6 protein-coding genes and 1 pseudogene are annotated in these 12,244 nt (G+C 63.9%); 3 read left to right on the top strand and 4 right to left on the bottom strand.

The window, feature by feature from the left end; all coding sequences use genetic code 11:
- Nucleotides 1-47: 47 nt before the first annotated feature.
- Nucleotides 48-851: a helix-turn-helix domain-containing protein gene (locus tag LB557_RS24830; RefSeq protein ID WP_224641874.1), complete on the top strand. Its 804-nt coding sequence runs from the start codon at nt 48-50 to the stop codon at nt 849-851.
- Here LB557_RS24830 and LB557_RS24835 read toward each other — a convergent pair.
- Nucleotides 852-1,801: pseudogene (locus tag LB557_RS24835) on the bottom strand (DMT family transporter).
- A 269-nt stretch (nt 1,802-2,070) separates the two neighbouring features.
- Here LB557_RS24835 and pepN point away from each other — a divergent pair.
- Complete coding sequence (pepN, locus tag LB557_RS24840) at nt 2,071-4,716, top strand: aminopeptidase N (RefSeq protein ID WP_224641872.1); 2,646 nt, start codon at nt 2,071-2,073, stop codon at nt 4,714-4,716.
- A 196-nt stretch (nt 4,717-4,912) separates the two neighbouring features.
- Nucleotides 4,913-7,234, top strand: a complete 2,322-nt coding sequence (locus tag LB557_RS24845; RefSeq protein WP_224525819.1) for a PAS domain-containing sensor histidine kinase — start codon at nt 4,913-4,915, stop codon at nt 7,232-7,234.
- A 45-nt stretch (nt 7,235-7,279) separates the two neighbouring features.
- Here LB557_RS24845 and LB557_RS24850 read toward each other — a convergent pair whose 3' ends face one another.
- From LB557_RS24850 to LB557_RS24860, 3 genes are read right to left on the bottom strand one after another with little or no spacing between them, the layout of a single operon-like run.
- Nucleotides 7,280-7,753, bottom strand: a complete 474-nt coding sequence (locus tag LB557_RS24850) for a hypothetical protein (protein WP_140726696.1) — start codon at nt 7,751-7,753, stop codon at nt 7,280-7,282.
- Between the two features lie 50 nt (nt 7,754-7,803).
- The gene (locus tag LB557_RS24855) at nt 7,804-10,764 is read right to left on the bottom strand and encodes a bifunctional [glutamine synthetase] adenylyltransferase/[glutamine synthetase]-adenylyl-L-tyrosine phosphorylase (protein WP_224641869.1); all 2,961 of its coding nucleotides are present in this window, start codon (nt 10,762-10,764) and stop codon (nt 7,804-7,806) included.
- The gene (locus LB557_RS24860) at nt 10,764-12,239 is read right to left on the bottom strand and encodes an ATP-binding protein (RefSeq protein WP_140718131.1); all 1,476 of its coding nucleotides are present in this window, start codon (nt 12,237-12,239) and stop codon (nt 10,764-10,766) included. Before LB557_RS24860 ends, LB557_RS24855 begins: the two co-directional genes overlap by 1 nt.
- Between the last annotated feature and the right edge of the window lie 5 nt (nt 12,240-12,244).

Genomic DNA, 12,244 nt, shown 5'->3' on the forward strand with positions numbered 1-12,244 from the left:
CCTTGCAGGTAATTGAAACACATTCAGCGTCAGCCTAGTCGTCCTGCATGACAACGCCCCAAACCTCCGCCGGTAGCCTGATCCGCGAATGGCGCACGCGACGTCGCATGAGCCAGCTCGACCTCGCCATGGAGGCCGAAATCTCGCAACGGCATCTCTCCTTCGTCGAAAGCGGGCGTGCCGCGCCCTCGCGCGACATGGTGCTGCATCTGGCCGAGCAGCTTGCGATCCCGCTGCGGCAGCGCAATCAATTGCTGCTGGCCGCGGGCTTCGCGCCGAGCTTCAGCGAACGGCCGCTCACCGACACGACGCTGGCACCGGCAATGGCGGCGGTCGAGATGGTGCTCAAGGGGCATGAGCCGTTTCCGGCATTGGCGGTGGACCGGCACTGGAACCTGGTTGCGGCGAACACGGCGATCGGGCCATTCCTGGCCGATGTTTCCGAGCCCTCTCTGCTCCAGCCACCCGTCAATGTGCTGCGGCTCAGCCTGCACCCAGGTGGTGTCGCGCCACGGATCGTGAACCTCCAGGAATGGCGCACCCACCTGCTCGAACGGCTGAGGCATCAGAACGATGCCGCCGGTGACCCGGTGCTGGTGGCATTGGAGCAAGAGCTTCGCGGCTACCCTTCTGGCCTGCAGAGCAGACGGCCGGCGCCGGTCGAGCCGAATGCGATCGTGCATCCGCTGCGGCTTGCCCATGGCGACACGGTGCTTTCCTTCATCAGCACCATCACCGTGTTTGGCACGCCACTGGATGTCACCCTTTCGGAACTGGCGATCGAATCCTTTTTCCCGGCCGATGAGCAGACACGGGCGATGCTGGTACGCTTGGCGAAGGAACGGTCCTGATCACCCTTGCGGCAGCGCAGCTTTGCGGGTGCGCGTCCGTTCCAGACCCAGCTGCCGTTCGCGCCAGATGATGAAGATGCCGGCGGCGACCACGATCACGCCACCGACCAGCGTGCCGGGCGAGGTCACGTCGCCGAAAACGAAGTAGCCGACGACGACGCCCAGGATCATCGAGGTGTATTCGAAAGGCGCCACGACCGAGGCTTCGGCATGACGGTAGGCCGCGGTCATCAAAATCTGGCCGAGCCCGCCACAAAAGCCGGCGAGGATGAGCAACGTGGCTTGTATTGGCGTCAGCGACTGCCAGCCGAAGGGCAGCGTCAACAGCGAGAGCACGCTCGCCGTCGACGAGAACCATAGCACGATGGTCGCCGTCTTCTCCGTCTGCACGAGATTGCGCACCAACAGCATGGCGACAGCGGAGATTGCCGCGGCCGCCAGCGCGGCCATGACGCCCAGGACCTCCTGGTCGTCGAGACCTTCATCCGAATTGAGCAGCGTCAGCTCCGGCCAGGAAATGACGAGCACGCCAATGAGGCCGATCGCGACAGCGCTCCAGCGATAGACGCGGATCGTCTCGCCAAGGAAGACCGAGGAGAACACCACGACCAGCAGCGGCTGTGCATAGTTCAGGGTGATCGCCTCGGGAAGAGGCAGCCTGGTGAGCGCGAAAAAGCCGAGCCCCATGGCACCGACGCCGACGACGCCACGCGCGACGTGGTTGAAGGGGCGTTTCGTCACAAATGCCGTGGCGTCAGGAAGACAATGATCGGGAAGATGGCGAAGAAGGAACGAAAGAAGACGATCTGCCCGGCAGGCACATCGCCTGCCGCCTTGATACAGGTTTGCATGCCGACAAAAACCGCCACGGAGACGATCTTCAGCACGATGCCTCTCAGGGTGCCGTGGCCGCCCGTCGTCTCTGGTTGCGCCCCCGCTCCTGATGTCACTTTGGCAATGCGTCTCTGCCCGTGGTCGAGGGCACGCTACGGTTCTCGAAATGGCAGAACGGGAAATTGTCGGCGCGCCGAACGAAAGCGCCCATCCCGAATTTCGGTGTGACGGCCGTCATGACTGCCTCGCGACAAGGAAAGGATGACCTGAATTAGGCCCTGCCGCAGTTTTGTCGAGGGAGTGTTTCGTGTAAAGAGCGCGGACTTCGAATTTTTGGACCGGTCAGATCATGTCCGGTCCCGGAAAAGACAGGAAAAGCCAGGGAATGCGCACCGATACAGGCCAGGTCTTCAAACTCGAGGACTATCGCCCCAGCGACTACCTCATTCCGAAAACCAGCCTTGAATTCCGTCTTTCGCCGCAGGCAACGGTCGTCACCGCGATACTGACCGTCGAACGCCGCGAGGACATATCCACGTCGGCTCCGCTGGTGCTCGACGGCGATGGGTTGACGCTCAAACGCGTCGAAGTCGACGGCAAGGTGGTGAGACCGGCGGATCTGCTGGCGAGCCCCGACCAACTGACCCTGCTCAAACCGCCGGCGGCACCTCGTTTCCAGCTGCTGATCGAAACCGAACTGGCCCCAGCCGGCAACGAGGCCTTGATGGGCCTTTACCGCTCGAACAACGTGTACTGCACGCAATGCGAGGCGGAGGGTTTTCGCCGCATCACCTATTTCCTCGACCGCCCCGATATCCTGTCCGTCTACACGGTGCGCATCGATGCGCGACGCGACGAAGCGCCGCTGCTCCTGTCGAACGGCAATCCGGTCGAGAGCGGCGATCTCGCCGAAGGCTGGCACTACGCCACATGGCACGACCCCTTCCCCAAACCATCCTATTTGTTCGCGCTGGTGGCCGGCAATCTCGGCCAGGTCGCCGACAATTTCGTCACCATGTCCGGCCGCAAGGTCGAGCTCGGCATCTATGTCGAGCCCGGCAAGGAGGCGCTCGCCGGCTACGCCATGGACGCGCTGAAGCGGTCGATGCAATGGGACGAGGAGGCGTTTGGCCGCGAGTACGACCTCGACGTCTTCAACATCGTCGCCGTGTCGGACTTCAACATGGGCGCGATGGAGAATAAGGGTCTCAACATCTTCAACGACAAATACGTGCTGGCGGACCAGGAGACGGCGACGGACGCCGATTTCGCCAATATCGAGGCGATCATCGCGCATGAATATTTCCACAATTGGACAGGCAACAGAATCACTTGCCGCGACTGGTTCCAGCTTTGCCTGAAGGAAGGGCTGACGGTCTTCCGCGATCATGAATTCTCCGCCGACCAGCGCTCGCGCGCGGTCAAGCGCATAGCCGAGGTGCGCACGCTGCGGGCCCACCAGTTTCCCGAGGACCAGGGCCCGCTGGCGCATCCCGTGCGGCCGCGCCGCTACCGCGAGATCAACAATTTCTATACGGCGACGGTCTACGAGAAAGGCTCCGAAGTGGTGCGCATGATCCGCACCATTCTCGGGGCCGAGGTCTTTCGCGCCGGCATGGACCTCTATTTCGAACGCCACGACGGCGAGGCCGCGACCATCGAGGATTTCATAAAGGTGTTCGAGGACGCGTCCGGCCGCGACCTGTCGCAATTCGCGCTATGGTATCACCAGGCGGGCACACCCAACCTGACGGTGAGTTCGACGCACAATCCGGCCGCACAGGAATTCACGCTCGAGATCGAGCAGTCGGTGCCGCCGACCCCCTCCGAAAGCCGCAAGCGGCTGATGCACATCCCGCTCGCCTTCGGCCTGATCGGCGCCGGCGGCAAACCTGTCGCGTATAGCGGCGTCGAGGGCGCCAGCGTCGAGGACGGCGTCATCCATGTCCGCAAGCGTCGCCATGTGGTGCGTTTCTCGGGCGTGGCCGAGCGCCCGGCGGTGTCGCTCAACCGTGGCTTTTCGGCGCCGGTGACGCTCTCGGCCGAGCAGAAGGCGGCCGACCAGTACTTCCTCGCCCGCCATGACAGCGACGCCTTCTCGCGCTGGCAGGCCTTCAACACGCTGTTGACCGATGCTCTGATCGCTGCCTTCCGCCAGATCCTTGGCGGCAAACAGCCGGACTTCGCCCCACGGCTGACCGAGCTTGCCGGCAGCATCGCCAGCGACGAGACGCTGGAGCCAGCCTATCGGGCCCTGGCCCTGGCGCTGCCTGGAGACGCCGATATCGCCCGCGACATCGGCAAGAACATCGATCCCGACGCCATCCATGCGGCCCGACAGGCGCTTGCGCTGGCGATCGGCATGGCCAATGGCGAGGCATTTTCCGGCCTCTACGACAGCCTTGCCGACAAGAGCGCTTTCAGCCCCGACGCGGCGAGTGCCGGACGGCGCGCCTTGCGCAACATTCTGCTGGATTATCTCTCGCTGCTGCCAGATGGAGCGGCGTTGGCGGCCGGGCATTTCCAGTCCGCGAGCAACATGACCGACCGGGCGGCCGCATTGGCCGTGCTCGCGCATCGCCACCACGGATCGCCGGAGGCAAGCAAGGCGCTGGCGGCTTTCGAACAGACATATGCGTCGGACCCGCTGGTGATGGACAAATGGTTCCAGATACAGGCCAGCGTGCCTGGGCCGCAGGCGGTGGAGACGGTTCGCGCCCTGACCGCTCATGCCGGCTTCTCGATGGGCAATCCGAACCGGGTGCGCTCGTTGATCGGCACATTCTCCAGCGCCAACCAGACCGGCTTTCACCGCGCCGACGGCGAAGGCTACCGCTTCTTCGCACGAACGGTGCTCGAGGTTGAAAAGCGCAATCCGCAAGTGGCGGCAAGACTGGCGACGGCGCTCAGGTCATGGCGCTCGCTCGAACCGGGCAGGCAAGCCCAGGCCCGGGAAGTGCTGGTTTCGATCGCCAATGCCGAAAACCTGTCGGCGGATCTGCGCGACATCGTCGAGCGCACGTTGGCTTAGGCGCTCCTGCCTTCTTCCCTGCGGGAGAAGGCAGGGTTCTAAAAGCCCATTATTTTAGTCGATTTTTAATCTTTTTTCGCCCGACCACTGGACAAGGCGAATCACCTTTGATTCTTTAATGGCGATTCGGAAGTGCGGTGTTGCCGGATCACCAGCACATAGAAATGCGGCATACTGAAATCGGGGAGTGCCATTTATGGCAAAGGCGGACGCGTGGGGCGCGCCCGGTGGGATGGTTTTTGCGCGTCGCGAGACGCGCGGCGACGGCCTTGCCGGGAATACGCGGCTCATTGCCGAACCGGCCTACAAGCGGCTTCTGGCGGCCGAACCGCTGCTGCGCCGGTCGATACCGGCCCTCATCGTCATCTTCCTGCTCGTCATCGCGGCGCTGCGTGTAATCTCGCTGATGAACGAGCGCGACGACGTGGAGCGCGATGCCAAGGCTATCCTGACGCTGGCCGCCGCGCAGCTCGCCAGTTCGCTCGCCACCACATCGGACACGCTGCCGGGCGCCACCCAGGACCTGCTGGAGACCACCAGCCGCCAGGGCGCCATGGGCCGCAGCCATGTGCTGGTCATCACCGACAGCGCCTTCAGGATCACCGCGGTGACGCCGCGTTCGGTGCCCTGGCAAGGCCATTCGCTCGACGGCCTCGTCCAGGGCGGCCAACCTCTGTTCATGTTCGGCGACCGGGCTGGCGTCATGGAGGTCAACATCGGCGGGCAGGACTGGTACGCGGCGGTCAGCCTGAGCAAGGACAGGAAGGGAGCCGCGGCGGCGCTCGTCCCCCAAGAGGCGGTCTTCGACACGTGGCGCAAGACCGTCTCGCTCAACGTCACCCTGTTTGTGCTGACGGCCGGCGTGCTGATCATCATCCTCTATGCCTATTTCGGACAGGCGGCGCGCGCGCAGGCAGCCGACCGCATCTATGTCGAAGCGCATCAGCGTATCGACATGGCGCTGGTCCGCGGCCGCTGCGGCCTGTGGGACTGGGACATGGTGCGCGGCAAGATGTACTGGTCACGCTCGATGTACGACATGCTCGGCTATGAGCCCTGCGAGACGATGCTGTCCTTCGGCGAGGTCGACGAGATCATCCATCCCGAGGATGGCGACCTGTTCGAACTCGCCAACAGGATCGTCGCGCGCGAGATCGACCACATCGACCAGGTGTTCCGGATGCGGCATGCCGATGGCCAGTGGGTGTGGATGCGCGCCCGCGCCCAGGTCATGGACCCGGAAGCGCCGGAGATCCAGCTCATCGGCATCGCCGTCGACGTCACCGAGCAGCGCCATCTGGCGCTGCGCTCCGAAGCGGCCGATCTTCGCCTCAGGACCGCGATCGAGAACATCAATGAATCCTTCGTGCTGTGGGATTCGGCTCAGAACTTGATCATGTGCAATTCCAAATATCAGCAGGACAACGGGCTCTCGGATCGCGACGTGATGCCAGGTGTGACGCGGGCTTCCCTGGAAGAACGTATGCTGGCCTTCGCTTCGGAGCGCCGGCTCGCCAATACCAACGGTCCGCAGGGCGGCGCCACGTTCGAGCGGCAGCTGTCCGACGGCCGCTGGCTGCAGGTCAACGAGCTCAGGACCAGGGACGGTGGCATCGTCTCGGTCGGGTCCGATATCACCCAGATCAAATTGCACCAGGAGAAACTCGTCGACAGCGAACGCCGGCTGATGGCGACGATCCATGATCTCAGCCTCGCCCGCCGGGCCGAAGAGGAACGGGCGCGCGAACTGGTCGACCTCAACCGCAAATACATGAAGGAAACCGAGCGCGCCGAAGCGGCGAACCGGGCCAAATCCGAATTCCTGGCCAACATGTCGCATGAACTGCGCACACCGCTCAACGCCATCATCGGCTTCTCCGAACTGATGGAACAGAGGCTGTTCGGTCCGTTGGGCTCGGAGCGCTACGAGGAGTACGCCACCGACATCAACAGCAGCGGCAAATATCTGCTCGGCGTCATCAACGACATTCTCGACATGTCCAAGATCGAAGCCGGCCAGTTCTCGTTGGACCAGGAACAGATCGACCTCGGTCCGCTGATCAGCGAGACGGTGCGTGTCGTCTCTCTGCAGGCGGCGCAGAAGGCGATCACCGTGGAAACGCGCATTGCCGACGCCTTGACTTTGTTTGCCGATCGCCGGGCGATCAAGCAGATCGTCATCAATCTTCTGTCCAACGCGGTGAAATTCACCGGCCAGGGCGGCCACATATCGGTCAGGGCCCGCAACACGTCAGGCGCGCTGGTGCTGACGATCGAGGACAATGGCTGCGGTATCCCGAAGGAAGCCCTCGGCAAGCTGGGGCGCCCCTTCGAGCAGGTGCAGAACCAGTTTTCCAAGAACCATGCCGGCTCCGGCCTTGGCCTTGCCATTTCGCGCTCGCTTGCCGAGTTGCAAGGCGGTGCACTGAAGATCCGCTCGACCGAAAGTGTCGGCACGATCGTATCGGTGCGCATTCCCGTGAAGAAGGCGCCAACGGCGGTAAAGGCCGCGGCCTGAGCGACAGGCTCCGGTTGGCGATGTCGGAGCCCGCATCAACCAATCTTACTGCACGCCGCCTTCGTTGCCTTCGCCATCCCATTGACGGTCATCGCGCCCGTCCTTCGGCAGTTCGCCCTTCTCGATCTTGCCGTCATTGTTCTTGTCGAGCATTGCGAAAAGCTTCTTTTCGCGGCCGATGATGTCATCCGATGTCAGCGTGCCGTCGCCCTTGCTGTCGTAACGGGCGATGATGCGCCTGGCCATGCGTTCGAAGCGCGCCTTCTCCAGCGCGTCGGCGAGTTGAGCGACAGTCAGCTTGCCGCCATTGTCAGCGACAAGCTTCTTGAGCCGCGCGTCCATGACATCGGAGAACTGGTCGAAGGTGATTTTGCCGTCATTGTCCTTCATCGCCTTGTCGAGCCGCATCATGGTGCGCTCACGCACGTTGGCGCTGTCGAGGTTCTCGGCATAGGCCGCGCCGCCGACGGCTCCGGCCAGGGCGATGTATGCAAGTGCGAGCTTGGTTGTCTTTCTCATGGTTTTCTCCTGTTGCATCGTCACCCCCGATGCGGCCGAACGGTCGTTGGTCACGACCCTCCGGCACGAAGCAGAAGGTCGAAATCCTTCCTGACCTTTTGCGACGTCTCCTTGAGATGTGCTTCCAGCACACCGAAATCCGGCAGGTCGGTGACCGCCAGAAGCAGATCTGAAAGCCCCGGCGGAACGTCGTCACGTTCGAATGGTCCGGTGAGGCACAGCCGCGTCATCTGGGTCAGTGCCAGATAAAGGGAGTAAGCCTCGCCAAGGTCCTGCCGGATCACGGCATTGGCGAAACGGGGCGTCAGACGAGACAGGATCTCGGCCGTACCGGTGGCGCGTGGCCCGGCCTCGACCTGCCCAGTGATGACAGCCACCTGGGCGATGAATTCGAGATCGATCAGACCGCCCGGTATTAGCTTGATGTCCCACAGGTCGCGGGGCGGTTTTTCCTGCTCGATCATGGCGCGCATGTCGGAAGCTTCGGTTTTCACCTTCGCCGCGTCGCGTGGCTGACCGAGCAGCGCGGCGACTTCCGCTTCAACCTCGGCGCAGAGGTCGGCGTCGCCAGCAATCGGCCGCGCCCGCGACAGCGCCATGTGTTCCCAGGTCCAGGCTTCCTGGCGCTGGTATTTCTTGAAGGCATCGATATGGGTGGCGACCGGTCCCTTGTTGCCGGACGGCCGCAAACGCAGGTCGAGCTCGTAAAGCACCCCTTCCGCCGTCGGCGCCGATACCGCGGATATCAGCCGCTGCGTCATGCGGGTGTAGTAATGCGACGGCGCCAGCGGCTTTTCACCATCAGAGTCCTCGGCGTCCGCGTCGTGATCGTAAAGCAGGATGAGATCGACATCCGATCCGGCCGTCAATTCGCGGCTGCCGAGCTTGCCCATGCCGAGCAGCGAAACCACGGCACCGGCGATCGTGCCGTGGCGCACCGCGAATTCGGCGATCACCGCTTGCAACGCCGCCGCAATGGTCAGGTCCGCCAGATCGGAGAAAGCGCGGCCGGCGCGGGCCGGGTCGATCGAGCCCGCGAGCAGCCGCACACCGATGAGGAATTTCTGTTCGGAAGCAAATATGCGTAAGCGGTCGAGCACGTCCTCATAGGCCCTGTCGCCCTCGAGAAAGGCGGAAAGCCGCCCCGAGAGATAGGCGCGGTCTGGCAGCTCGGTCAGCAATGCCGGGTCGAGCAAGCCGTCGAAGACATGCGGCCGGCGAGTGATGATGGCCGCCAGCCTTGGTGCCGCGCCCATGATCGTCGCCATCAGCTTGAGCAGTGCGGGATTCGACTGCAGCAGCGAAAATAGCTGGATGCCGGCCGGCAGGCCGGCGAGGAACTCGTCGAAACGGACCAGCGCCTCGTCGGCCCGGCGCGTCTGGCCAAAGGCCTTGAGCAGTGCCGGCGTCAGTTCCGTCAGCCGCTCGCGCGCCTCCGCCGACTGGGTGACGCGATAGCGGCCGAAATGCCAGCCGCGGATGACACGGCAGATATCGCTCGGCCGCTGAAAGCCGAGGCCGTTCAGGGTCTGCAGCGTGTCCGGGTCGTCGACGTCACCGGTGAAGACCAGGTTGCCGATGCCGGCCGAAAGCTCGGGCGCGGTTTCGAACAGCGCCGCATAGTGGCGCTCGACCTGCTGCAGCGAGGCACGGAAGGCCCCGGCGAACGCGGCGGCGTCGGCGAAGCCCAGCATGCGGGCGATGCGCTCCAGCCCTTCATCGTCTTCCGGCAGCGTGTGCATCTGCTCGTCGGCCACCATCTGGATGGCGTGTTCGACCCGGCGCAGGAACCAGTACTGGAGGGCGAGTGCGTCTCTTGCGTCTGATGTGATCCAGCCTCGGGCCGCGAGCTGACCGAGCATCGGCACGGTTTCGCGGCCGCGCAGCTCCGGAAAGCGGCCGCCGGCGATGAGCTGCTGGGTCTGGACGAAGAACTCGATCTCGCGGATGCCGCCGCGCCCGAGCTTGACGTTGTGCCCCTTCACCGCGATCTCGCCATGGCCCTTATGGGCATGAATCTGGCGCTTGATCGAATGGACGTCGGCAATCGCCGCGTAATCCATGTATTTGCGCCAGATATAGGGCTGGAGCTCCTTGAGGAAGGCATCGCCCGCGGCGAGATCGCCGGCCACCGCGCGGGCCTTGATCATCGCGGCACGCTCCCAGTTCTGGCCACGCGCTTCGTAGTAGCGAAGCGCGGCTTCAACCGGGATAGCCAGCGGGGTGGAGCCGGGATCGGGACGCAACCTCAGATCGGTGCGGAAGACATAGCCGTGCTCGGTGCGGTCCTGCAGGATGCGAACCAGCCGGCGCGTCAGGCGTGAGAACAGGTCGGTGGCGTCGAGAGGATCGACCACGGCGGGTGCCTCCGGATCGAAGAACACGACGAGGTCGATGTCGGAGGAGAAATTCAGCTCATGCGCGCCGAGCTTGCCCATGCCGAGCAGGATCCAGCCCGATCGATGCGAGGGGTTGTCGAGGTCGGGCAGCTTGAGCTTGCCCTGGCCATGCGCGTCACGCAGCAGGAAATCGACTGCCGCGCGGGTGCAGGCGTCGGCGAGATCGCTCAACCGCCTTACGGTCAGCGAGGTTTCGGCTTCGCCCGAAAGATCGGCGAGCGCGATCAGGAAATGCGCCTCTGCCTTATGCCGGCGCAGCGCCATCATCAGGCCGGATTCCGAGGCCGTTTCGGCCAGCGGCGCCTGGTCGATCGCGGCGGTGATCGCCTTCAGACGGGCCTCTATCGGCAGGTCGAACAGCCCGTCCAGGATTTGCGGCCGGCGGCGCGCCGTGTCGCGCAGGAATGGCGAAAGGTCGAAGACAGCGGCGAGGAGATCCTGCGCCTTGCCTTTGCCGGCCAGGAATTTGGCCACCCGTGTCAGCCCCTCTTCGCGCGCTGCGTTCGCGATTTCGGCCAGCTCCTGTCGTGCCCGGGCTGCGTCGAGCGGGGCAAGCGGGGTTTCCAGGCTGAGCAGCCAATCTGTCTTGCTCCGCTTGGCAACGGCCGCCATCAGTGATCCTCGCGTGCCGGGAAACTCATGACCACGGATAGTCCTGGATTGCCAGGCAGCAGGTCAAGCCGGCCGTAATGGAATGTCATGACCGCCTTGGCGAGACTGAGGCCAAGGCCGGAACCAGGCTGCGAACGGCTCTTCTCCAGCCGCACGAAGCGCTCCGTCGCCCGGGCGCGATCGGCGTCGTCGGGAATGCCCTGGCCATTGTCCGTGACTGAAAGCCTGATCTCGCCATGCGTGCGTTCGAGCTTTACACGGACCGCCGGCTTGGACGTCGAATCGGTCGAGTACTTGATCGCATTGTCGACGATGTTGGAGAGCGCCTGGCCGATCAGCTCGCGGTTGCCGTCGACGACAAAAGCACCATTCACCTCGGCGTCCAGCGAAACGCCAGCCTCCTCGGCCACCGGCTCATAGAGTTCGACGACATCACGGACGGCCGCCGCCAGATCGACGCGGCTGGTGTGCTCGGAAGAGTATCCGGCCTCCAGGCGGGAGATCATCAGGATGGCGTTGAAGGTCTTTATCAGCTGGTCGGACTCGGCGATGGTGCCTTCCAGCGCCTGTCGATAGTCCGATGTCTTCTGCTTGCCGGAAAGCGTCGCTTCGGCCCGGTTGCGCAGCCGGGTCAGCGGCGTCTTGAGGTCATGCGCGATGTTGTCGGAAACCTGCTTGAGGCCTTCGTTGAGCGTGGCGATCCTGGCCAGCATGGCGTTGAGGTTTTCCGAAAGCCGATCGAACTCGTCGCCGGCGCCGGTTACCGGCAGCCGGCCGGAGAGATCCCCGCCCATGATGCGCCGGCTTGCCTCCGATACGCCATCGATACGCTTCAGCGCCGCGCGGCCGACAAAGAACCAGATCAGGATGCCACCCAGGGCCATCATGCCGAGCGCCAGCATCAGCGAACGGCGGATGACGGCACGGAACCGCTCTGGTTCCCCGAGATCGCGGCCGACCAGCATGATCATCTGGTTCGGCAGCCGCAGCACCAGGGCAATGGCGTTGTGGCCCTTCTCGCCCTGCGCTTGCGTGTCGCTCTGGTCGGGCTGTGCGGTCCCCTTGTCGGCAGGCAAGTTGCGTAGACGGTCGAGTTCTCCCTCGCCAAAGCGCTGATAGGAAAAAGGGCTGGTGGTCCAGCCTTCGTTTTCGAGAACGCCCGGCTCGAGGCTCTGCACGTTACCGGTCAGGATCTGGCCGTTGGCATCGGCGATCAGATAGAGATTGGCGCCGGGCTGCCGCGAGCGGGCCTCGACCACGCGGACCAATACGGGAAGGCCACCGCGCTGATAGGCGCGGGCAAGGCCGAGCACCTCGTCGTTGATGGTCTCCTGCGTCTGCCCGGTCAGCATGCGCGCCGAGAGCGAAGTCATATAGAGGACGAGCAGCACCGCGCAGAGCGCGAAGAGCAAGAGATAGAGCGCCGAAAGCCGCGCGGCCGTCGTCTTCATGATGGCGGGCACGGAAAGCGCCATGCCGC

Origin of the sequence: Mesorhizobium sp. BR115XR7A (assembly GCF_020165315.1) — a bacterium.
GTDB classification, from domain to species: domain Bacteria; phylum Pseudomonadota; class Alphaproteobacteria; order Rhizobiales; family Rhizobiaceae; genus Mesorhizobium; species Mesorhizobium australicum.